Origin of the sequence: Amycolatopsis sp. H20-H5, assembly GCF_035828755.1 — a bacterium.
GTDB lineage: Bacteria > Actinomycetota > Actinomycetes > Mycobacteriales > Pseudonocardiaceae > Amycolatopsis.
In genome coordinates this window covers 1-21799 of the sequence record NZ_JAYMZS010000014.1, presented here as the reverse complement: position 1 = coordinate 21799, position 21799 = coordinate 1, and the positions used below count along the sequence as shown (strand labels likewise).

Sequence of the window (21799 nt, the reverse complement as noted above, 5' to 3'; positions counted from 1 at the left end):
CTCCTACGGTCGGGTCCACGACGCGATGAGCCGCACGGACGGGTTGCTGGGATTCAGCGCTCACGCGCAGGTGTTTACCAGCTCGCCGATGCCCTCGATCGCGATGCGCACGGTCTGCCCGCTGCGCAGGAACTTGCCCTGCTTGTGGCCGACCCCGGCCGGGGTGCCTGTCATGATCACGTCGCCGGGCTCCAGCGTGGTCTGGCGCGACAGGTAGGCCACGATGACCTTGGCCGGGTAGATCAGGTCGGACGTCCGGGCGTCCTGGCGCAGCTCGTCGTCGACCCAGGTGCGCAGGGACAGGTCGTTGGGGTCGGCGAACCCGTCCAGCGTGGCGAGGGCTGGCCCGAGCGGTGTGAACGTGTCGAAACTCTTGGCCGCGGAGACGTCGGCCGGACGGCCCTCGATGCGGCCCTTCTGCACGTCGCGGGCGCTCACGTCGTTGGCGATCGTGAAGCCGGCGATGCCGTCCCACGCGGCCTGTTCGTCCACCGAGGTCAGTCGCTGCCCGATCACGATGGCGAGCTCGCCCTCGTAATCGACCTCGTCGGGCGCCACCGCGGGGAACCGGATCGGCGCACCGGACGCGGTGACCGACGAGGGAGCCTTCATGAAGATCGTCGGCTCACCCACCTCCGCGCTGTGCCCCGTCTCGGCCCGGTGGTCGTGGTAACCGAAGCCGACCGCCCAGATCTTCGACGGCCGGGGAATCGCCGGCAGCAGCTCGACCTCGGCCGGCGCGATCTTGTCGCGGGTGCCGGCCGCGGCCAGTTCGCCGAGCGTCCGGCCGGCCCGCAGGACGGCACCGAGATCGGGCTCGGCGATGTCGAGGAGCTCGACCGTGTCGTCCGCCAGGAAGCGGCCGACTCCCCGGGTGGTGCTCACATATCTGGTCATGCGGATCCCTTCGGCTCGAGGCTCAGCAACGACTCGCGCGGCTCGCCGGAGTGGTAGCGACGCGCGAAGTCCGCGTGATCCAGCTCCAGGCCCGAGGGGTTCCCGGCGAAGGCCGGACTGGCCATGAAAGCCGCTTCTTTTTCCCAGGTGGGAAAGTTCGAGCAGGAGAACTCGATGATGTTCCCGTCCGGGTCGGTGAAGTAGAAGCTCGTCGCCTGTCCGTGGTTGGCGACGCGGTGCGGCACCGAGCCCGCGGCCATCATGTGGTCGTACTGCGTGATCAGCTCTTTGAGGCCGTCCACGCCGAACTGGAAGTGGTGCAGGCCGGACCCGCTGCGCTGCACGCCGGCGAGGCTGTCGATGCCGAAGATGCCGAGTGTCTGGTGGTGCGGGTGCCCGTTGTCGTGAATCTCGAAGAAGGCCAGACGCACGTCGACCGCCCGCTCGGGCATACCGGCCGGCCTCGGCGGCTGGTCCGGGTCGGGAAGGCGGGTGAAGAACGGGCCGTGCCCCAGCAGGTGCTCGTACCACGCGCACATCCGGTCGTAGTTCGCCGTCTTGATCACCAGCTCGGCCATCTGCAGCTTGACCGGCCGGGTGCGGCGGGCGGCGCCATCCGGGGCAACGGAGGTCTGAGGGGTCTGGGTGCTCATGCGCTCACCCGCGAAGTGGGGGCGGCGGGGTGCAGCCGCCGGCTCGTGCGGTCCACGATCAGCCAGCCAGCAGCGGATCGGGTGAAGCGGTGAACGGTGTCGAGGACGTTCTCGATGACGTAGGCGTCTGAGTCGTCCATCGCGTACAACACGATCACCGCGGCGATGGAAAGGTCGTCGTCGCTGTCGAACGTGGTCACCGGGTTGGTGATGACGTGCAGGGTGCGGCGGGCCGTTTTCGCCTCACGGTCGGTGAGGAAGCCCAGGATCGCGTCGCGGCCGGCCAGGTCCCGTCCTCTGGCCTGGAAGCGCGCGTCGTCAGCGAAGTAGCGGATGCCGCGGGTCGCCCGGCCGCGGTCGATGTCGCCGTGGTAGGCCACGATCGACTGCAGGCAGTCCGCCGCGCCGCCGGTCCGGTTCGGGACCGTGGTCTCGGTCGTGCTCATCGAATTCCCTCCGATGGATCGGTTCTATGCCAAGGAATCGGCGGCGGTTCACTCGCGAAGGGGGTCATCCCTTCGGCCTCAGCTGCCGCAGCACGGGTTCCACCCGGGCGAGCTCGTCGAGCATGGCCTTGGCGCCGGCCTCGATCTCGGCGGACGCGACGAACCTGCGGTCCTGGCCCTCGCCCTCGAGGGCGGTCGCGATCATCGGGATGATCACGCCCTCGGTGAGCGGCATCATCTTGAGCACCGCCAGCGTGGGCTTGAGCGCGGCGACCGCGCGGGTGCCCCCGGCGACGCCCCCGTAACTGACGAGACCGACCGGCTTGAAAGCCCACTCGTGCACCAGGTAGTCGAGCGCGTTCTTGGTGGCCGCGTTCGGGCCGTGGTTGTATTCCGGCACGACGAGGATGTACGCGTCGCCGCGCTCGATCGTCTCGCTCCACCTCTTGGTGTGCTCGTGCGTGTACTTGCGCAGCCGCGGGTGGTTCGGCTCGTTCATGATCGGCAGGTCGAGCTCGGCGAGATCCAGCACCTCGACCTCGAACCCGCCGTGCTTCTCGGCACGCTCGGCGATCCAGCCGGCGACCGGCAAGCCGGCGCGCCCGGGGCGCGTGCTCCCGACGATCACCTGGACGCGGGGAAGGGACTGTTCGGACATCAACTTCCTTTCGAAGCAGCGAAATCTTCAGTTCGAGTGGGGAGCCGACGGGTCGGCGGACCCGCCGCGGCCGCTTTCGAGCCAGCCGAACGCCGCCGAGTAGAGCGAGTCGACCGAGTCCCGATCGTCCAGGCCGGGGAGGTCGTCCTTCACCGGCTCACCGTGCAGGGTGTGGAACAGGCTGAGGAACCGGTAGGAGCGGCGGAAGCCGGCCAGCAGCTCGCGGTCGATCTTCGGCACGTCACCCGGGATCGCCGGGAACAGCGTGTCCGCTTCGTTGATCGCGTTGAGCTGCAGGATCCGCCACACCCCGTCCCGCCGCTCGGCGCGGTAGACGAGCAGCATGTAGGAGGTCAACTCCACCTCGACGCCGTCGATCGGGAACCACCGGATCGTCGTCGAGGGCAGCTCGACGAGCGCCCTGTCCCGCCCCGCGCTCTCGCCGGCGAGATGGACGACCGGCGGCGAGAGTCGGTTGATGATCGAGTTGCCGGGGCGGTACCGCTTGACGCTGACGTCGACGAATTCGGGGCCGGTGCCCTCGAACCAGCTCGTGATCACCAGCGAGTCCGGGTGGAAGCAGCCACGCAGCGCGTCCCACTGCGCGTGGTTCCGGGCGGCGCGCTCGCGCAGGACGAGCTCGCTGAGGTCGGTGTGGTCACTCATGGCGTCAGATGATGCTGATCGTGGACTGAGTGGCTCGGCCCAGCAGGATCTGGCCGGTCATGCCGAGCATCGCGTCCTCGTCGATGGTCTGGTGGCTGAGCAGCATCTCCAGATCCCGGATGTAGTACTGCATCGGGTGGTCGTTCTTGAACACTGAGGTGCCCGAGCCCTTGACCGCCAGGTCCACGGCCTCCCAGGCCATCCGCAAGACGCCCATGAGGCCGAGCTTGACCGAAGCGCGCATCTCCGGCGGGAACTCACCCTCGATGGTGGCGTTGGCCTCGACCACCTCGTCGACGGTCTGCTTGAGCGTCGCCTGGGCCAGGCGCAGCGCCTGGATGCACCGGGCGTAGCGCATCTGGCCGCCTACCGAGTCCGCGGTGATCAGCGAGCTGAACGGCGCCCGCCGGTTTTCGAGACGCTGGCGGTAGTCGGCGATGATCGACTCGGCGGCACCGACCGCCATCGCGGGATACATGAAGCCGAGCACGTCACGCAGTGCGTAGGAGTACACCGCCTCCGGGTGCAGGAACGCGCCCGGGTTGCCGCGGGACGACCACACGTCCATGTCGAGCGTGCGGTACTCCGGGACGAAGGCCCCCTCCGTGCGCACGTGGTGGCTCCCGGTACCCCCCATGCCCGACATGTCCCAGGTTTCCACGACCTCGACGTCTTCGCGCTTGAGCAGGGTGAGCAGGGTCTCGCCCTCACGGCCCTCGACTTTGGCGAACACCTGCACCCAGTCCGCGTGCTGCACGGCGGTGGCGTAACCCCAGTAGCCGCTCACCTCGTAACCGCCCTCGACCGGTACGGCGGTGCCCGGCGGGTGGATGACGCCGCTCATGAGGGCATCGCTTCCCTCGGCGAAGATCTCTTTCTGGGCCTCCTCCGGATAGCGGGCCAGCATCAGGCCGTGCTCGGCGAGGAAGGCCAGCGTCCAAGCGGCCGACAGGTGGCCTTGCGCGAGTGCCTTGACCATTTCGACGAAGTCCCCGACGCCGCCACCGGCACCCCCGAGGGACTTCGGCACGAACAGGGAGAAGATCCCGGCCTCGGCGGCCTCCTTCATCGTCTCTTCCGGGAGCTTGCGGAGCCGCTCGGTCTCGGCGATGCGGGCGCGCAGGTGGGGAACCATCGCGCGGGCGTTCTCGACGATCCGGCTCGGGGTGGGCGAAGTGGCCTGGACCGGCTCGGCGGGATCAGCCGTTTTGATCATGTGGGTTCTCCAATTTCGAGACGGTCGAGGCCGGATGGCCGTTTTGAGTTCCGGTCAGCGGGCGACCGGCGCGAGCTGCCGGGAGATCGCCGCGGCCGTGTGCTTCAGCCGGATCGTCCAGACGTCGACCTGGGCACCGGTGAGGCCGGCCGGCAGGCCGGTTAGACGCAGCGCGAGCGCCGGGGCGTCGAGCTGTGACCGCAGCGGCACGACGATCGAGTGGACGTCGTAGCGCTCGCCCGGGTCGAGGTCGGGCTCGTAGAGGGCGGTGCGGTCGGCGATGAGCTGCCGGATCCGCCGGTCATGGGCCGGCAGCCGCTCCGGGGACGTGTACTCCTCGGCCAGTGCGACCCGTTCGGAGTCCAAATCCTCGCGCAGCGCAAGGGAATACCCTCGTTCGCGCACCCGCTCGAGGCTCTGCCGGAGCCGGTCGCGGATCGCCGGGTCCCTGCCCGGCGCGCGATCGAGCCACTCCCGCACCTCCTCCTCTCCGGCGCCAAGGAGGTGCGTCGCACCCAACGGCGGGACGAGGGGGACGCGGTGGCCCACGCTGCCTGCGCTCGGCGCCGGAGAATGTTCCGAGGTGAGCACTATGACGGCGTCGCCGCCGACCTTGGCCAGCAGACTGCAGTCCACGCCGTGCTCCAGCGCCAGCCGCTCGATCTCCCCGCGAGCGACCTCGGCCAGGCGCACCGCCTGGATCAGGTCAGGGTCGGACGGAGCGACCAGTGACGGCGGCGAGAACCGGCCGTAGCCGCCCTGGAAGAACAGCAGCGGCAGGGTCGGGCGCGAGACGTCGAGGGCATCGACCCGGCCGAGCACCATGAAGTGGTCGCCGCCGTCGAGGACCTGCTCGTAGGAGCACTCGATCCACGAGACCGCGCCGTCCAGGATGGGCGATCCGTGCGGGGCCGGGCGCCACCCGACCCCCTCGAACTTGTCGGCGCCGCGCGCGGCGAACCGCCGGCAAACGTCCTCCTGGTCGGCGGCCAGGACGTTGACGCAGAAGTACGCCGAGGTGCGCATCCGCGCGAAGCTGCCGGACTCCCGCGCGGGGAAGAACGCGACCAGCGGCGGGTCGAGCGAGACCGACGTGAACGATCCGACGACCATCCCGGCCGGGCGGCCGTCGTCGCCCACGGCGGTGACCACCGCGACGCCGGTCGGGTAGTGACCGAGGGTGTCCCGGTAACGGAGGGGGTCGATGGTCACCGTCGCCTCCTTCCCGCGGGTAGCCGCAGGTGGCGGCCCTGCCTATTGACAGGCCGAAGCCTATCCTTCACGATCATTCAAGTCAATGCATATAGATGAACTCGCGAAGGGCTCGTGGTCCACGAGTTCATCGCCGATCCGGCTTCGACACGCGCTCGACGAGGAGACACCGATGACCGATCAGCTCACCTCCCGCCAGTGGATCGGCGGCGAATGGACCGAAGCGGACTCGACCCGCCGGAAGACGATCGACCCGGCCACCGGCAACGAGATCGGCACCTACTTCGACGGTGGTGCGGAGGTCTGCCGGTCGGCGATCACCGCGGCGCTCAACGCTTTCGAGAGCACCACCTGGCGTGACGACGCGATGCTGCGCGCCACCGCGCTGAACCACTTGGCCGACGCGTACGACATGAACCTGCCCAAGGTCGCCTCGGTGCTGTCGCGCGAGAACGGCAAGCTCGCCGGCGAGGCCGGCTTCGAGGCCCACTTCATCCCGCGCGCGCTGCGCTTCGCCGCCGCCCTGGCCCTCACGACCTTCGGCAAGGTGGGCGACACCATGCCCGGCCGCCAATCGCTGTCCTTCCGCCAGCCCATCGGGGTGGCCGGGATCATCGCCCCCTGGAACTCGCCCGCCTACCTCTCGATCCGCGCGATCGCCCCCGCCCTCGCGGCCGGGTGCGCCGTCGTGCTCAAGCTGCCGGCCCAGGCCGCCCAGTCCGGGCAGGTGCTGGCCGACGTCTTCAGCAGCGTCAAAGAGATCCCCGCGGGCATCGTCAACGTGTTCGTCGAGTCCGGCTCCGACGGCGCGAAGCTGCTCGTCGACTCGCCCGACGTGCCGGTGGTGAGCTACACCGGCAGCACCGCGGTCGGCCGGCTCATCGCTGAAGGGGCCGCCAAGAACCTGAAACGAGTCGGTCTCGAGCTGGGCGGCAAGACGCCCCACCTGATCTTCGACGACGCCGACCTCGCCGTCGCCGTGCCCACGATCATCGCGTCGAGCACGGTTTTCGGCGGCCAGTTCTGCATGACCGGCAGCCGGATCATCGCCCAGAGCGGGATCGCCGCCGAGCTGCGGGAGGCCCTCAAGGAGGGCCTGTCGAACGTCAGGCCGGGCCCGGCGTCGGACCCGGAGAGCCAGATGGGTCCCTTGATCGACAAGGACGCGGTCGCCAGGGTCGACAAAGCGGTCCAAGAGGCGATCGACGCCGGCGCCGAGGTCGTCGTGCGCGGTGGCCCGGTCACCGAAGGCCCGCTCAAGGCCGGCGCCTTCTACCTGCCCACGCTGCTCGAGGTCACCGACTCCTCGCTCGACATCGTGCAGACGGAGACCTTCGGCCCGGTCCAGACCTTCCGGACGTTCGAAACCGAGGCGGAGGGCATCCGGCTCGCGAACGAGACCGAATACGGTCTCAGCGCGTGCGTCTGGACCTCGGACGTCAACCGCCCGCTGCGGGTATCGAGGCGGCTGAACTCCGGGCTGATCTCGATCAACAGCTGGGCCAACCTGGCCGTGGAGTTCGAGGAGGGCGGCTACAAGGCCAGCGGGCTCGGCCGGCTCGGCGGGCACCAGAGCATCGAAGAGTTCCTCGAGCACAAGCAGATCGCGCACCAGTACATCGAGCAGCCGCATCACTGAGCCCGGCTGCGGGTGACGACCGGACGTCGGGGCTCACGTCAATTCGCCAGCGCGCCGAGTGCGCGCACATCCCCTTCGTCGAGCTGTACCGACGCGGCACCGATGTTGTCGAGCAGGTGCGCCACGGTCGAGGTGCCTGGGATCGGGAAGACGTGCGGTCCCAGTGCCAGCAGCCACGCGATCGCGACCTGCGCCGGGCTGGCGCCGTGCTTGCCGGCGATCTCGGCGACGGTCGCGTTCTCCGTCACCCGGGGCAGCCGCGAGACGGCCGATCCCAGCGGGAAGTAGGGCACGAAGGCGATCCCGGACTCGCGGCACAACCGCAGGACCGGCTCGTGGGTGCGATCGAGCAAGTTGTAGAGGTTCTGCACGCCGACGATCCCTGCCGGGAGCGCCCGGGCCACCAGGTCGGCGCTCACGTCGCTGACCCCGAGCGCGGCGATCTTGCCCTCCTCCCGCAGCCGGACGAGTTCGGCCAGCTGGTCGTCCAGGTCCACCTGCTGGTCGCCCGTCGCGACGACCCGCCCGGAGTCCATCCGGCGCAGGTTCACCAGCCCCAGCCGCTCGAGTCCGAGCGTGCGCAGGTTGTCCTCGACCCCGGCACGCAGTTCCTCCGGCCGCTGTGCGGGAACCCGCTCGGTGCCACTCCAGCGCACGCCGATCTTGGTGGCGATCACCAGGCCGTTCCGGTACGGAGCCAGCGCCTCCCGGATGAGCCTGTTCGTCGCACCCGCGCCGTAGAAGGCCGCCGTGTCGATGTGCTCGACGCCGTGCTCGACCGCCGCGCGCAACACGACGTGGGCGCGCTCGGCGGCGGCGGGGCCTCCGGAGGCGCCCAGCTGCATCGCGCCGTAGCCGACGCGAGCGATCCACCGATCCGCGAACTCCCCGCGCTGTGCCTGCCATACGGACTCCTCGCCGGACATCCGAGCTCCTTCACCATTAAGAGATTTCTTCATCAATAGTGACTCTGGCGAGATTCCGTGTCAAACTTGCCGGCAGACCGAGACCACCCGCGAGCCCCGCGTCGCCGCGGCGGCCGCCAGCCGGGAAGGAGGTCCGAATGCCCGTCACCGCAGATGCCACCACCCGCGAGCCAGGCGCTACGGACTTCGGAAGCGAAGCAGCGACGATCACCCAGGTGATCCTCCACGAACGACAGGGCCGCGACCGTGGGCGGTGGGAGCAGATGGCAGACGCCTACTGGCCCGACTCCACGGTCCGGCTCAGCTGGTACGAAGGGGACGGCGCCGGTTTCGTCGCGGGTTCACGCGAGATGGTCGAACGCGGCCGCACGACGGTGCACAACATGTTCGCCCCGGTCGTGCACACCCGCGGCGACCGGGCGTACGCCGAAGCCTCCTCGGCGATCCGGGCACACCTGGAGGTCGAGGGCGTGCTCGGCCACCTGGTGTCCTACAGCAGGCTGAACTACCGGCTCGAGCGTCGCGACGGCGTCTGGAAGATCACCCGCCTCGACGCGATCTACGAGGACATCTCGCTCACCCCCGTGGCGCCCGGCGAGCGGATCAACCTCCCCGCCGCGCGGCTGGCGAAGTTCCGCCAGACCTACTCGATCATCGCCTGGGACCTCGGCCGCAACGGCATGGAGGTCGACGACACGCTTCTCGGCGACGACCGGCCCGGGCCGGTCCAGGAGTTCTACGACGCGACCTGGCAGTGGCTGACCGGGTCCGACGACACCGGTAACTGAACCAGCCGGCCGGACGCCGCGCTTCTACGCCTCGGCATGCCGCGGCGTAGCCGACGTATGCCGAAACCTGGATGTAAGTGCTTGTGCCGCAACGGTTTTGACCGGAACTTGACGGCGCGACTGCTTCACTAATATGCATTGACTTCAACGATAGTGAAGCCTAGCGTGCCGGTGCGGAGTGATTCCCCGGAGTCCGGCCGGACCGCCGAACCGCGGAACCGGCTCAGTCCATCCATCAAGGTCCATCTATCAACGGCGATAGGAGCTTGGCGATGTCGATCGCGAAACCGAAGGCGCAGTCGCGCCGGTTGACACCCGGCCTGTCCGGTGTGCATCGAGCTTTGGGTACCTTGTCGATCGCGGTGGTGATGGCGGCTTCCCTCACCGCGTGCGGTTCCTCCGGAACAGGATCGGGCGCGGCCGCCGGGTCCGCGAACGCCGACGCCGCGAGGCAGGCGATCGCGGCCTACACCAGCGGCAAGGCGAGCCCGTTCGTCGTGGACCAGCCGCTGAGCAAGCCCGTCCCGCCCGGCACGAACTTCGCCTTCCTGCAATGCGCCGCGCAGGCCTGCTCCGTCGCCGGCCGTGAGGTGCAGGCGGCGGTCCGGGCCATCGGCGGCACCGTCACGATCGTGAACTCGGGTTCGTCCGCCCAGACGGCGCAGTCCGCAGCTTCCGCCGTCCTGGCGATGAAACCCGCCGCGGTGATCGCCACCGGTCTCGACCCGCAGATCTACGGTGGTGGCCTGCAACGGATCGCCGACGCCGGGATCAAGATCGTCACGATCTCGGTTTCCGTGGACACCAAGCCGTTCGGCATCACCGCGAACTACCTCGGCGCCCCGACCTTCGTCAAGGCCGGCGGGCTCCTGGCGGACTGGGTGATCGCGAACAAGGGGCCCGGCGCGAAGGTCGCCTTCTACGGCGTGCCGGAGATCAGCTTCGTGCCCGCGATGATCAAGGGCTTCGAGGACGAGCTGAAGAAGAACTGTTCCTCTTGCGAGTCGCGCACCGTCAACGTCGCGCTGGCGACCCTCGGCACCAGCGCGCCGCAGACCGTCGTCACCGACCTGCAGTCACATCCCGACACGACGATCGCCGTCATGAGCACCGGCACCCTGGCCGCCGGCGTTCCCGCTGCGATGAGCTCGGCCGGCATCGACGTCAGCACCCTGCTCTACGCGCCGCAGGCCGGCAACCTGCAGGACATCAAGGACGGCAAGATCGACACCGCCCTCGCGATCGACTACAACTCTTCCGTGTGGGCCGGCGTGGACGTGGCCGCCCGGCTCGTGCTCGGCGACCAGCCGCTGAAGGCCGAGGCCGACGGCGAAGCCTCGTTCGGTTTCCTGGGACAGAAGGACATCACCTTCGACCCGGCCAAGGGCTGGAACCCCTATCCCGACTACGCCCAGCGCTACGCGAAGCTCTGGCTGAAGTCATGACCACCAGCGCCGTAGCGCCGCCGCTGCTCACCATCCGGCGCATGTCGAAGACCTTTCCCGGCCTCAAGGCCCTCGACGACGTCTCGCTGGACGTCGGAGCGGGCGAGATCGTCGCCGTACTGGGCCACAACGGCTCGGGCAAGTCAACACTGGTGAAGATCCTCGCCGGGGTGTATCAGGCCGACCACGGAACCGAGGTCGAGGTGCGCGCCGCGGAGGGCACCGTCGTGACCGGGACGGCCGGCGGCAAGCTGCACTTCATCCACCAGGACCTCGGCCTCGCGGACATCCTCAGCACGGTGGAGAACATCGGCATCGGCAAGCCGGCGCGCGCCTTCGGGCTCGCACCGGTGCGCGCCGCCGCCGAGCGACGCCACGCCGACGAGCTCATCTCGCGGTTCGGGGCTCATTTCGACACCACGGTGCCGGTCGGCAGGCTCTCCCCAGCCCAGCGGACGATCGTCGCGATCGCGCGTGCCATGGACGGGTGGGAGCGGCCGGACAACATCCTGGTGCTCGACGAGCCGACGACCGCGCTGCACCGCGACGAGGTCGCCGTGCTCTTCGAGGCGGTCCGCCGGATCGCGGACAGGGGCGCCGGCATCGTGTTCATCTCGCACCGGCTCGACGAGGTGCGCGCACTGGCCCATCGGGTCGTCGTGCTTCGCGACGGGCGGGTCGTGGCGGACGAACCGACCGGCGACCTCGACCACGACGAGCTGGTGCGGCTCATCGCGGGCCGGGAGGTCGCCGAGCTCGAGGTCGCCGAGCGGCAGAACCTCGCCGAACCCGTCCTGACCGTCGAGCACCTGCGCTGCGCCGAGATCGCGGACTTCTCGCTCGACCTGCGCGCGGGAGAGATCGTGGGGGTGTCCGGGATCCTCGGCTCCGGCCGCGAGCAGCTCGCCCCCGCCCTGTTCGGCGCCCGGCACCGTGAGAGCGGCCGGATCGAGGTGGGCGGCGACGAGCTCACCCCGGACGACACCCGCGCCGCGATCGAGGCGGGGATGGCCTACCTGCCCGCCGACCGGCGCCGGGACGGGACCGTCATGACGATGACCGTCCGCGAGAATCTCACGCTGCCGCTGATGCAGCCGCTCAAGCGCGCCTTCGGCCGGCTCGACCTGCGCGCCGAGCGCGCCGAGACCCGGCGCTGGATCGCGACCGTCGGCCTGCGGCCGCCGTTCCCGGACCGGCCGATGAACACCTTCAGCGGCGGCAACCAGCAGAAGATCGCGTTGGCCAAATGGCTCCGGGTCGCGCCTCTCGTGCTCGTGCTCGACGAGCCCACCCAGGGCGTCGACGTAGGCGCCAAGTCGGCCATCTACGAACTCATCCTCGCCGCGAGGCGAGCCGGCACGGGCGTCGTCCTGTGCTCGTCCGACACGAAGGAGCTGGTGCAGTTGTGCGATCGCGTACTGGTCCTGCGCGACGGAGTCGTGGCGGCGGAAGTGCCCCGGGCGTCCTTGAGCGAGCCCCGGCTGGTGGAAGCGGAGCTGGGACACCCATGACGGACGAGGCCGCGACTCTTCCCGGCGGCAAAACCGGTCGGGTGCCGACCCGCACGCCCAAGCCGGGCTTCCTGGGGCGCCTGCGGGATGCGTTGCACTTCCGTAACTCCGCCGCCGTTTACCTGTTCATCGCGATGTTCGTCATCTTCGCCCTCTGGGTGCCCAGGACGTTCCTCAGCTGGGGCATCTGGCGATCGCTGATCTCGAACCAGTCGATCACCTGCCTGATCGCCGTCGGGCTCGTGGTGCCCATCGCGGCCGGGGTGGTCGACCTAGCCGTCGGCACCGAGGTGGGCCTGTCCACCGTCCTGGTCGCCAAGCTGCTCGTGGACGCGCAGGTCAGCATCCCGCTCGCGATCCTGCTGGCCATCCTCGTCGGCGCCGCCGTGGGCGCGCTCTCCTGGTCGCTGATCGTGCTGGCCCGGATCCCGTCGTTCATCGCCACCCTCGGCGTGAGCTCCGTGCTCACCGCCGCCATCGCCTGGGTGTCGAGCAGCGAACAGATCGTGAACCTGCCGCCCGGCTTCGGCGAACTCGGCACCGGCCAGCTGTTCGGCCTGACCTACCCCTTCTACATCATGCTCATCGTCGCGGTGATCCTCTGGTACGTGCTGGAGAAGACCCCGCTAGGCCGGAAGGTCTACGCCACCGGCGGAAACGTCGACGCGATGGGTGGCAACAGCGAGAATGCCGCGCTGGCCGGCGTCCGCACCAAGAGGATCATCCTCTTCGCCCTCATCACCAGCGGCGTCGTGAGCGCGCTCGCCGGTGTGCTGATCACGTCGCAGCTGTCGATGGGTGACCCGACCGTCGGCCCGGGATACCTGCTGCCGGTCATCGCCGCGGTGTTCTTCGGATCCACCCAGTTCCGCGCCGGGCGGGTGAACATCTGGGGCACGGTCGTCGCGGCCTACGTGCTGGCCACCGGCGTCAAGGGCCTGCAGCTCGCGGGCCTGCCGATCTGGATCCCCGACCTGTTCAACGGCGTGGCGCTGCTCGGCGCGGTCGCACTGGCCGCCTGGCGCCGTCCTCAGGTCGGCCGGCGCGAGGCGATCATGCGGCTGCTGCGCGGCTACTCCCCCGCCGCACGGGAGAGGCGCCGGGTGCGCCGGTCCGCGCTGCTCGCGCGGCTGTCCGGCGTGGTGACGCTCACGGCCGCGGCGGACGAGCAGGGCGCTTCCCCCGGGCAGCTGCCGACGGCCCGGCGGCTGCGCCGCGGCCTGGGGTTCCGCAACATCGCCGCGATCTACCTGTTCATCGGGCTGTTCGTCGTCTTCGCGGTGTGGATCCCGGACAGCTTCCTGCAGTGGGACACCTGGCGCTCGCTGATCTCGAACCAGGCCATCACCTGCCTGGTCGCGCTCGGGCTGGTGCTGCCGATCGCGGCCGGAGCGCTCGACCTGGCCATCGGCACGGAGGTTGGGCTCGGCACCATCCTCGTCGCCAAGCTGCTCGTCGGCACCGGGCTCGGCATCCCGGTCGCGATCCTGGTCGCGCTGGCCGCCGGCGCGGCCTGCGGTGTGTTGTCGTGGCTGATGATCACCAAGGCCAGGGTCCCGTCGTTCATCGCCACCCTGGGGGTCAGCTCGCTTCTACTGGCGATGATCTCCTGGGTCTCGGACAGCCAGCAGATCGTGAACCTTCCGGCGGCGTTCGGCACGATCGCCACCGGCCGCCTGCTCGGGCTGACCTACCCGTTCTACATCATGCTCGTGGTGGCGTTCGCGCTCTGGTACCTCATGGAGCGCACCTCGGTCGGCCGCAAGGTGTACGCCACGGGCAGCAACCCGTCGGCGGCCCGCCTCTCGGGCGTCCGGACATCGCGGATCCTGCTGTTCGCGCTGACCACCTGCGGTCTTGTCAGCGGTCTGTCCGGTGTCCTGCTGTCCGCGGAGCTGTCGACCGGCGACCCGACCGTCGGCCCCGGCTACCTGCTGCCGGTCATCGCCGCCGTCTTCCTCGGCTCGACCCAGTTCCGCGCCGGGCGGGTGAACATCTGGGGCACGGTCGTCGCGGCCTACGTGCTGGCCACCGGCGTCAAGGGCCTGCAGCTCGCGGGCCTGCCGATCTGGATCCCGGACCTGTTCAACGGCGTCGCACTGCTGCTGGCGGTCGGCCTCGCCGCCTACCAGCGCATTCCCAGGGCCCGCAAGCCGAAGGCGGCCGCGCCGACGTCGCCGCCCACCCCGGCTGCCGTCGCCGGGGTCGGCTGAGGCCCCCTGTGTCCCACCGAATCCGCCCGCCAAGGAGCAACCGTGAGTCTCTCACCTCTGCAAATCGACATGGACAGCGCGAACGTCTTCGTCGACGGGACCTGGACGCCGAGCCACAGCGCCGACCGGGTGCTCGCGATCAACCCCGCCACCGAGGAAACCATCGGCCGGGCGCCCGACGGCGATGAGCAGGATGTCGACGCGGCCGTCCGCGCGGCCCGCGCCGCCTTCGTCCGTGCCGACTGGGCGAAGACGACCCCCCGTGAGCGCGCCGGCTACCTGCGCGGGATGGCCGACCGTCTCGAACAACGCTCAGCCGAAGCCGGCGAGTTCCTCACCACCGAGAACGGGATGCCCATCGCGATCACCGCGATGATGAACATCGACTTCGGCGCCGCGATCCTGCGGTACTACGCGGGACTCGGGGACGCCCTGGAGCTCGAAGAGGTGCGCGGTAGCACGATCGTGCGACGCGAGCCGGTTGGTGTTGCGGGATTGATCGTGGCCTGGAACGGTCCGCTGATGCTGGCCATCGCGAAGATCGCGCCGATGCTGCTGGCCGGGTGCACGGCCGTGCTCAAGCCCGCCGGCGAGACGCCGCTGAGCGTCGCCTACCTCATCGACGCGGCCCAGCACGCGGGCCTGCCCGCAGGGGTGCTGAACGTCGTCACCGGCGGGCGCGAGACCGGCGCCCGACTCGTCTCCCACCCGGGCGTCGACAAGATCGCCTTCACCGGCTCGACCCAGGCGGGCCGGGCGATCGCGGCCGCCTGCGGCGAGCAGATGAAACCGTGCAGCCTGGAGCTCGGCGGCAAGTCGGCGGCGATCATCCTTGAGGACGCCGACCTGGACCACTACCTCGCCCAGCTGCCGATCGTTTCGATGGGCGGCAACGGCCAGGGCTGCGTCCTGTCCACCCGGCTGCTGGTCGCGCGCCCGCGCTACGACGAACTGAAGGGCGGGCTGCGCGACACCATCGCCAAGCTCCCCGTCGGCGACCCGCACGACCCGGCCACCGTCTTCGGCCCACTGGCGATGGAACGCCAGCGCGACAAGGTGGAGGACTACATCCGCGACGGCAAGGCGCAGGGCTTCGAGGTGCTGACCGGCGGAGGCCGCCCGGCCGGCCTGGACCGCGGCTTCTACGTGGAGCCGACGGTGTTCGCCGACGTCGACAACTCGAGCCGGATCGCCCAGGAAGAGATCTTCGGCCCGGTCGTCACGGTCACCCCGTTCGACTCCGACGAGGAGGCCGTCGCGCTGGCCAACGACTCGCAGTACGGACTCGGCGGCTCAGTCTTCAGCACTGACCAGGACCGCGGGGTCGAGGTCGCCCGGCAGGTGCGGACCGGCACGATCGGCGTCAACGGCTACCAGCCCGGCCTCGACGCACCCTTCGGCGGGGTCAAGCAGAGCGGCGTGGGCCGCGAGTACGGCCCGGAGGGGCTCGACGTCTACCTGCAAGCAAAATCGATCTACGGCGCTCGGCCACAGGGCTGAGAAGCCTGATCCGCAACCAAGAAAGGTCACCCGCACATGCTGTTTCTCATCACCGGCGCCAACAAGGGGCTCGGCTACGAAGCGGCCCGCCGCCTGATCGAGGCCGGCCACCAGGTCATCGTCGGCGCACGGAACCCGGAGCTGGGCCAGGCCGCCGCCGACACCCTCGGGGCCGCGGCGCGGTTCGTCCCGCTCGACGTCACCGACGACGCGTCGGTCAAGGCAGCCGCCGAGAACGTAACCGCGAACGAAGGCCACCTCGATGGGCTGATCAACAACGCCGGGGTTTCCGGACCGCGCAAGGCGGTGGACGACCTCACCGCCGCCGACGCCGTGAGGGTCTACGACACCAACGTCTTCGGCATCATCCGCGTCACGAGTGCCTTCCTGCCGCTGCTGCGCAAGTCCGGCTCGCCGGTGATCGTCAACGTCAGCAGCGGGTTGGGGTCCTTCGAGCAAACCCATCGAGAGGGGTCCATGGAGGCGCGGGTCGTCACCCCGATCTACGCCTCGTCCAAGGCCGCGGTCTCGATGCTGACATCGCAGTACGCCAAGGCTCTGCCGGAAATCGTGGTCAACGCGGTGGACCCGGGCTTCACGAACACCGACCTCACCGGCGGCGCCGGCGTCCAGACCGTCACCGAAGGAACGGACGCGATCGTCGCGACAGCGACCATCGGCCCCGGCGGACCCACCGGAACGTTCCGGAATCGCCTCGGCGAGGTCGGCTGGTAGCCAGGTCCCCACCGGTGCCCCACCCCTATCTTCCAGGAGCATGAGATGAGTGTTGACTCCGCGCCGTCGCGGTTCCGGCTCGACGACAAGTCGATTCAGGAGAACCCGTTCGCACACTACGCGGCGCTGCGTGAGCAGGCCCCCGTTCTCCGGACCGAGCTGGCCGGCAACGCGGTCTGGGTGCTGAGCCGGCAGGAGGACGTCGCCGCGGCGCTGAAGGACTCGGCGACCTTCTCCAGTCGCACCTCGCCCCAGCCGACCCTGCTGCACTCCGATCCGCCGGAGCAGCAGCGGCTGCGAGCGATGACGTCGGGATTGTTCACCCGCGGCGCGGTGAGCTCGATGGAGCCGTTCATCGAGCAGCGCGGCCGCGAGTTGCTCGATGCGCTCGTGGCCGCCGGCGGCTGCGACATCGTCGACGACTTCGCCGGTCCGTTGACCGTGTCGGTCAGCTCTCGGCTGTTCGGGGTTTCGGTCGATGATGTGGAGCAGCTTCGGCGGTGGACGAAGCTCGCCGCGGAGTACATCCGGTCGACGCGGCTGGGAACTCCTGCGCCGGAGGACGCCAAGGCAGCCCACTCGGAGCTGTTCGCGTTCGCCGGCAGCCTGGTCGCCCCCGATCAGCACCGGCCCGAAGGCGCGGTCGCCACGCTGGCGAAGTTCACCGCCGCGGGCGAGCTGACCCAAGAGCAGTTTTCGCGCTTCGTGGTCTTGCTGCTGGTCGCCGGGCACTCGACCACGACGAACCTGATCGCTAACTCCGTGTACACCCTGACCCAGCATCCGGAGGACCTCGCGCGCCTGAGGGACGAGCCGGCCTTCGCCCAGAAGTTCATCGAGGAGGTCCTGCGGCTCAGGCCGTCCTTCCAGCGCATCCCGCGGGTGACCACCCGAGACGTCGAGGTGTCGGGCACCATGATCCCGGCGAATTCCACCGTCTACCTGCTCCTCGGGTCAGCCAACCGGGACCCGCGGTTGTTCGACGGGCCGGATGTCTTCGACCCCGAACAGCGGCGGAAGATGCACATGTCGTTCGGCTACGGCATTCACACCTGCCTGGGGCAGTGGCTGGCACGCCTGGAAGTCCGCATCGCGCTCCAGTCGTTGGCCGCACGGGTCGAATCGGTCACGCTCGATCCGGACCAGCAGCCTGATCACCTGTCCGGCGGCACGTTCAACGAGTTCGGGTTCCACCACCTGCCGGTGCGTTTCGTGCCGCTCGCGCGGTGAGTCGCAGATCATGACCGAGCAACCAAGCGCCACAGTTCGCACACTGCGTCAAGGCAGCACCGAGCTGACCCTGACGGCTCAGGAGTTCGAGATCGCCGCCCTGGTCGGGGCCAAAGGCGCGGCTTCCGCCGGGGTTGCCACGCTCGAGTTGCGCCGGGTCGACGGCGGGCCGTTTCCGCGCTGGGAGCCGGGCGCACACATCGACCTGATCCTCGATGCGGCTCCCACCCGGCAGTATTCGCTGTGCGGCGACCCCGCCGACCGTTCGTCGTACCGCATCGGCGTCCTGCTGGACCCGGCGGGCCAGGGCAGCTCACGCTACGTCCACGAACGCATGCAGGTCGGCGACGCCGCGCGGATTCGCGGGCCGCGCAACAACTTTCCACTCGCCAAGTCGCCCCGGTACATCTTCATCGCCGGGGGCATCGGGATCACGCCGTTGCTGCCGATGATCGCCGAGGCCGAGGCTGCGGGCGCCGAGTGGCGCCTGGTCTACGGCGGGCGGGAGCGGGCATCGATGGCGTTCCTGCCCGAGCTGGAGCCCTACAGCGACCGCGTCAGCGTCCGCCCGCAGGACGAGACCGGGCTGCTGGACCTCGAAGAGGTCCTCGGCTCCCCCGCCGGTGACACACTCGTGTACTGCTGTGGGCCGGAGCCGCTCCTCGTGGCGGTCGAGGCCAGGTGCGCGGCGTGGCCCCCCGGCGCGCTGCACGTGGAGCGGTTCAGCCCCAGGCCGATCGAGGAGGCGGCCGGTTCGGAGCCCTTCGAGATCGTGCTGGAGCAGTCGGGCGTGACGCTGGCGGTGCCTGCGGACCGGTCGATCCTCGATGTCGTCGACGAAGCCGGCGTTTTCGTGCTCTCCTCGTGTCGCGAAGGAACCTGTGGCACCTGCGAGACGGGCGTCCTCAGCGGCGAGCCGGACCACCGCGACTCGGTGCTCGGCCCGGTCGAGCGCGAGTCGAACCAGAGCATGATGATCTGCGTCTCGCGCGCCAAGTCGCCCCAGCTCTCGCTCGATCTCTAGTACATCGTCGCTTCTAACGTTTGAGGGTAGAGGTGGCGGAGTCGGGTGCGGGCGTCGTTGGTGGTCTGCGGCCAGGCGGCGAGTTCGACGTTGAGCACGGCCAGATCGTCGATCCGTCGGTCGAGGCATTGGCGGGTGAGTGCGGACAGTTCGATTTCGGCGATGTTGAGCTGCTCACCTCGTCCGGCGGATAGGATCCGCGAAGTTTCGAGTCCTGGCTGGCCAGGACACTCACCGCGAGCCTGTGCAGCTGACCCGCCGCACGCCGTTCCTCACGCGGTCGGCAGTTTCAGCAGGCGCTCGGCGGTCCCGTGTGCGATGTCCTCCTTCGCCGTTTCCGGCAGATCGGCCTCGTCGAGGAAGGCAGCCGCGCCCTCGTTGCCGACGAACGGGTAATCGACCGAATACATGATCCGCTCGGTGCCGAGTACGTCTACGCAGTACCGCAGCTGCGCCTGGCTGAACATTCCGCTCGGCGTGAGGTACACGTTCTGCCGCACGTAGTCGGCCATCGTCCGCTCCAGCTTCGTGAGGCGCGTCGGCAGCGCCTCGTCGAGCCGTTCCAGGTAGAACGGCACCATCTCACCCCAGTGACCGAGGATCACCTGCAGGTCCGGATAACGGTCGAACACCCCGCTCAGCACGAGGTTGAGGAAATGCACCGCCGTCTCCTGGTGCCATCCCCAGGCCGAGGTCTGGAACCGGGCGATGACCAGTGGATCGAGCCCCTCGTAGTTCGACGCGCTCGTCGCCCGCGGTGGCACGGCGGGGTGCAGGTAGATCGGGACCCGCAGCGCCGCGGCTGTGCGCAGGATCGGATCGAAGCGCGGGGCGGAGAGGAACTCGTCCTCGGTCCGGCCCATGATCATCGTCCCGACACAGCCCAGCTCGCCGACACACCGGTCGAGCTCGGCCGCCGCGGCGTCGGGCACCGAGGTCGGCAGTGCCGCGAAAGCGGCGAACCGGGTGGGATGCCGGCGCACGGCATCGGCGAGCGTGTCGTTCGTCGCCCGCACGAGATCGACCGCGACGTCGGCCGGGAGCTGCTGCGTCGAGAGACTCGACAGGACCTGCATCGAGATGCCGTGACGATCCATGTCGGCGATGCGTCCCTCGTCGAGATCGCGCAGCACCTCCGCACTCGGCGTGTAGGGCAGACCACTGTCCGAGTCGTAGCTCGCGGCGAAGTGCGGGCTCAAGGCCTGCGCCGCGGGAGCACTCGCGCGCGCGACGGCGACGTCCAGATAGTGCTCCTCGAGCGTAACGATCTTCACGACAGATCTTCTCCTCTGGTCCGGTCCCGCAGGTACGACGGCCCGAACGTCCGGGTGACACCGTCGAGCCCACGATCCATGTTAGGTGAAGTCAGTGCACCATAGTGAACTATTGTCGGCGAGCCGGCCGGACCGGCGTGTGCCCGAGCTCGGCCGACATCTCGGCGGTGGTCTCCAGCAGCGCCGTGGTGACCTCGGCCATCACGGATTCGGTGGCCTCCCGGGCCGGCAGAGCGAGCGCGACGGCAAGCGGCAACGATTCCCCGGCCGCGAAGACGGGCGCCGCCACCGACGTCACACCGGGGACAACGCCCCCGGAGGTCAACGCCACGCCATCGCGGAGCACGGATTTCGTGATGCGGGCGACCTCGCCGGCTGCCGGGCGCCGGGACGTCACGGACTCCATTTCGGCCCTCAGCACCGGACCGGTGAGCGTCTCCGGCAGATGGGCCAGGTACACCCGGCCGATCGACGAGGCGAACAGCGGCATCGTCGCACCCACCCGCACCGTGATGGGCAGCGCGTAGGAGCCGTAGTCCCAGCGCACGATCACCGGGCCTTGATCGCCCCACACCGCGAGGTTCACCGCGTGACCGGTGCGGTCCCGCAACCCGGGGAGGTGTTCCGAAGCGAGCCCGACCTCGTTCATCCGGCGCAGCGCCTCCATGCCGAGCCGTCGCATCGAGGGCCCCAGGTCGTAGTGCCCCGAGCTCCGCGACTGCGCGACGAGCCCGATGCGGCCGAGGCTCACCAGGTACCGATGGGCCTTGCTGCCCCCCATCCCGCTGGCCGCGGCGATCTGGGTGAGGGTCAGCGGGCCGCGGCCCTCCTCGAGCGCACGCAACACCGTCATGGCGATTTCGACCGACTGAATGCCTTGCCGGGCGTCGGCCGCGCCATCGATTTCTGCCATCGGATCACTATACGAAGCGGGCTGCCGCCATCCCACTCCGGCAGGGCGGGCCGTCGATGATCAGGGCACGGATGGCGTCGAGGACCACAGAGGCCGCACGGCCGGGTTCGTTTCGGCGTGGTCAGCGGCATGCGTTCCGTCGATCGCTCACGAAAGCACAGCGACCCGGACCGACGGAACGGTCATGACCACGAGCACCGCCGGCGTTCCACCGTTCATGAGCCTGGCGGCCAGGGCGGGGTCCACAGTGACCGGTTGTGTGCCTGGCAGCTTGCCACCGCAGGACGGCCGTTTCTCGGCTCTTGCCCGAGGTTGGACACGAGTTCGACTTCGGTGAAACGTGCTGCGTGACGATCGTGCTTGGCCGGTCGATGTGGCAGCGGTGGCCAGTCTCGATCCGCATCCCGAGCAGCCCTCTCTATCGGGCCTGATCGCGTCCCATCACTGCGTGCTCGGCCCGCTCGCGAGGTCTCGAGGTGCGCAGCTCCCAGGCTGATTACTCGGACAGTGGTATCAGGAGGGAACACCGCGAGTCGCGTGATTTTTCCGGAGGAGGCGGTTTGGGCAACCTCGAGCGGTGAACGGTGAACACGCGAATTCGGATTTCGGCGGCCGCCCCACGGACGTGAACATCGATTCAGCGGGCATCGTGGCCTAATCTGCGGCGGCGCTACGGTGACCACATGGACCTCGGTGCCCGCCGAAATGCGTTGCGCACTGACCGGCCCGCATCACGGTCTCCGCCACCGGCGAAGACCGCACGGAAATCCGGGCCTGACCTCCCGCCTCACGACCGAGGTGAGCGCCATGACCACCACCGAGGTACCGGTCGCGGTGGAACTGCTGCTCGTGC

General features: G+C 69.3%; 19 protein-coding genes and 1 pseudogene. 9 read left to right on the top strand and 11 right to left on the bottom strand.

Annotated elements, in window-relative coordinates; all coding sequences use genetic code 11:
- Positions 1-60 precede the first annotated feature (60 nt).
- The 7 genes from QMK34_RS10685 to QMK34_RS10655 form a co-directional block, all read right to left on the bottom strand.
- Entirely contained in the window at positions 61-897 is an 837-nt protein-coding gene (locus QMK34_RS10685) for a fumarylacetoacetate hydrolase family protein (RefSeq protein ID WP_326413574.1), read from the bottom strand.
- Entirely contained in the window at positions 894-1550 is a 657-nt protein-coding gene (locus tag QMK34_RS10680; RefSeq protein WP_326413573.1) for a VOC family protein, read from the bottom strand. Before QMK34_RS10680 ends, QMK34_RS10685 begins: the two co-directional genes overlap by 4 nt.
- Positions 1547-1996: a nuclear transport factor 2 family protein gene (locus QMK34_RS10675; RefSeq protein ID WP_326413572.1), complete on the bottom strand. Its 450-nt coding sequence runs from the start codon at positions 1994-1996 to the stop codon at positions 1547-1549. The genes QMK34_RS10680 and QMK34_RS10675 overlap by 4 nt, the downstream gene beginning before the upstream one ends.
- 64 nt (positions 1997-2060) lie before the next feature.
- Positions 2061-2654, bottom strand: coding sequence for an NADPH-dependent FMN reductase (locus QMK34_RS10670; protein ID WP_326413571.1), 594 nt, complete (start codon positions 2652-2654; stop codon positions 2061-2063).
- Positions 2655-2681: 27 nt separating this feature from the next.
- On the bottom strand, positions 2682-3320 hold the full coding sequence (locus QMK34_RS10665; RefSeq protein WP_326413570.1) for a nuclear transport factor 2 family protein: 639 nt from the start codon (positions 3318-3320) through the stop codon (positions 2682-2684).
- A 4-nt stretch (positions 3321-3324) separates the two neighbouring features.
- The gene (locus QMK34_RS10660) at positions 3325-4536 is read right to left on the bottom strand and encodes an acyl-CoA dehydrogenase family protein (RefSeq protein ID WP_326413569.1); all 1212 of its coding nucleotides are present in this window, start codon (positions 4534-4536) and stop codon (positions 3325-3327) included.
- Between the two features lie 54 nt (positions 4537-4590).
- Positions 4591-5748: a flavin reductase gene (locus tag QMK34_RS10655; protein WP_326413568.1), complete on the bottom strand. Its 1158-nt coding sequence runs from the start codon at positions 5746-5748 to the stop codon at positions 4591-4593.
- A 172-nt stretch (positions 5749-5920) separates the two neighbouring features.
- On the opposite strand from QMK34_RS10655, the gene QMK34_RS10650 reads away from it, so the two are divergent.
- The gene (locus QMK34_RS10650; RefSeq protein WP_326413567.1) at positions 5921-7387 is read left to right on the top strand and encodes an aldehyde dehydrogenase family protein; all 1467 of its coding nucleotides are present in this window, start codon (positions 5921-5923) and stop codon (positions 7385-7387) included.
- A 38-nt stretch (positions 7388-7425) separates the two neighbouring features.
- On the opposite strand, the gene QMK34_RS10645 is transcribed toward QMK34_RS10650, so the two are convergent.
- A complete protein-coding gene (locus QMK34_RS10645; protein ID WP_326413565.1) occupies positions 7426-8313 on the bottom strand; it encodes an aldo/keto reductase in 888 nt (295 codons plus the stop codon).
- Positions 8314-8450: 137 nt separating this feature from the next.
- Between QMK34_RS10645 and QMK34_RS10640 the strand changes: the two genes are divergently transcribed.
- The 8 genes from QMK34_RS10640 (at position 8451) to QMK34_RS10605 (ending at position 18759) form a co-directional block, all read left to right on the top strand.
- Positions 8451-9101, top strand: a complete 651-nt coding sequence (locus QMK34_RS10640; RefSeq protein WP_326413564.1) for a nuclear transport factor 2 family protein — start codon at positions 8451-8453, stop codon at positions 9099-9101.
- Between the two features lie 272 nt (positions 9102-9373).
- Positions 9374-10546 carry a sugar ABC transporter substrate-binding protein gene (locus QMK34_RS10635; RefSeq protein ID WP_326413563.1) on the top strand — a complete coding sequence of 391 codons (1173 nt, stop codon included), beginning with the start codon at positions 9374-9376 and terminating at the stop codon, positions 10544-10546.
- Entirely contained in the window at positions 10543-12057 is a 1515-nt protein-coding gene (locus QMK34_RS10630; protein ID WP_326413562.1) for a sugar ABC transporter ATP-binding protein, read from the top strand. The genes QMK34_RS10635 and QMK34_RS10630 overlap by 4 nt, the downstream gene beginning before the upstream one ends.
- A complete protein-coding gene (locus tag QMK34_RS10625; RefSeq protein WP_326413561.1) occupies positions 12054-14270 on the top strand; it encodes an ABC transporter permease in 2217 nt (738 codons plus the stop codon). The genes QMK34_RS10630 and QMK34_RS10625 overlap by 4 nt, the downstream gene beginning before the upstream one ends.
- A 42-nt stretch (positions 14271-14312) precedes the next feature.
- Entirely contained in the window at positions 14313-15770 is a 1458-nt protein-coding gene (locus QMK34_RS10620) for an aldehyde dehydrogenase (protein WP_326413560.1), read from the top strand.
- Positions 15771-15806: 36 nt separating this feature from the next.
- The gene (locus QMK34_RS10615) at positions 15807-16505 is read left to right on the top strand and encodes an SDR family NAD(P)-dependent oxidoreductase (RefSeq protein WP_326413559.1); all 699 of its coding nucleotides are present in this window, start codon (positions 15807-15809) and stop codon (positions 16503-16505) included.
- A gap of 45 nt (positions 16506-16550) precedes the next feature.
- Positions 16551-17735, top strand: a complete 1185-nt coding sequence (locus QMK34_RS10610) for a cytochrome P450 (protein ID WP_326413558.1) — start codon at positions 16551-16553, stop codon at positions 17733-17735.
- Positions 17736-17745: 10 nt separating this feature from the next.
- Positions 17746-18759, top strand: a complete 1014-nt coding sequence (locus QMK34_RS10605; RefSeq protein ID WP_326413557.1) for a PDR/VanB family oxidoreductase — start codon at positions 17746-17748, stop codon at positions 18757-18759.
- On the opposite strand, the pseudogene QMK34_RS10600 reads toward QMK34_RS10605, so the two are convergent.
- From QMK34_RS10600 to QMK34_RS10590, 3 genes and pseudogenes are all read right to left on the bottom strand, one after another.
- A pseudogene (locus QMK34_RS10600) lies at positions 18756-18938 on the bottom strand (IS630 family transposase); the annotation flags it as partial. The gene QMK34_RS10605 and the pseudogene QMK34_RS10600 overlap by 4 nt on opposite strands.
- A gap of 93 nt (positions 18939-19031) precedes the next feature.
- Positions 19032-20033: an amidohydrolase family protein gene (locus QMK34_RS10595; protein WP_326413556.1), complete on the bottom strand. Its 1002-nt coding sequence runs from the start codon at positions 20031-20033 to the stop codon at positions 19032-19034.
- Between the two features lie 109 nt (positions 20034-20142).
- Positions 20143-20946, bottom strand: coding sequence for an IclR family transcriptional regulator (locus tag QMK34_RS10590; protein WP_326413555.1), 804 nt, complete (start codon positions 20944-20946; stop codon positions 20143-20145).
- Positions 20947-21799 lie beyond the last annotated feature (853 nt).

Coding starts and splice junctions, on each gene's coding strand:
- QMK34_RS10605 (WP_326413557.1), top strand. CDS start 17,746: ATGACCGAGCAACCAAGCGCCACAGTTCGCACACTGCGTCAAGGCAGC.
- QMK34_RS10685 (WP_326413574.1), bottom strand. CDS start 897: ATGACCAGATATGTGAGCACCACCCGGGGAGTCGGCCGCTTCCTGGCG.
- QMK34_RS10675 (WP_326413572.1), bottom strand. CDS start 1,996: ATGAGCACGACCGAGACCACGGTCCCGAACCGGACCGGCGGCGCGGCG.
- QMK34_RS10590 (WP_326413555.1), bottom strand. CDS start 20,946: ATGGCAGAAATCGATGGCGCGGCCGACGCCCGGCAAGGCATTCAGTCG.
- QMK34_RS10610 (WP_326413558.1), top strand. CDS start 16,551: ATGAGTGTTGACTCCGCGCCGTCGCGGTTCCGGCTCGACGACAAGTCG.
- QMK34_RS10680 (WP_326413573.1), bottom strand. CDS start 1,550: ATGAGCACCCAGACCCCTCAGACCTCCGTTGCCCCGGATGGCGCCGCC.
- QMK34_RS10660 (WP_326413569.1), bottom strand. CDS start 4,536: ATGATCAAAACGGCTGATCCCGCCGAGCCGGTCCAGGCCACTTCGCCC.
- QMK34_RS10630 (WP_326413562.1), top strand. CDS start 10,543: ATGACCACCAGCGCCGTAGCGCCGCCGCTGCTCACCATCCGGCGCATG.
- QMK34_RS10670 (WP_326413571.1), bottom strand. CDS start 2,654: ATGTCCGAACAGTCCCTTCCCCGCGTCCAGGTGATCGTCGGGAGCACG.
- QMK34_RS10650 (WP_326413567.1), top strand. CDS start 5,921: ATGACCGATCAGCTCACCTCCCGCCAGTGGATCGGCGGCGAATGGACC.
- QMK34_RS10665 (WP_326413570.1), bottom strand. CDS start 3,320: ATGAGTGACCACACCGACCTCAGCGAGCTCGTCCTGCGCGAGCGCGCC.
- QMK34_RS10625 (WP_326413561.1), top strand. CDS start 12,054: ATGACGGACGAGGCCGCGACTCTTCCCGGCGGCAAAACCGGTCGGGTG.
- QMK34_RS10640 (WP_326413564.1), top strand. CDS start 8,451: ATGCCCGTCACCGCAGATGCCACCACCCGCGAGCCAGGCGCTACGGAC.
- QMK34_RS10645 (WP_326413565.1), bottom strand. CDS start 8,313: ATGTCCGGCGAGGAGTCCGTATGGCAGGCACAGCGCGGGGAGTTCGCG.
- QMK34_RS10635 (WP_326413563.1), top strand. CDS start 9,374: ATGTCGATCGCGAAACCGAAGGCGCAGTCGCGCCGGTTGACACCCGGC.
- QMK34_RS10615 (WP_326413559.1), top strand. CDS start 15,807: ATGCTGTTTCTCATCACCGGCGCCAACAAGGGGCTCGGCTACGAAGCG.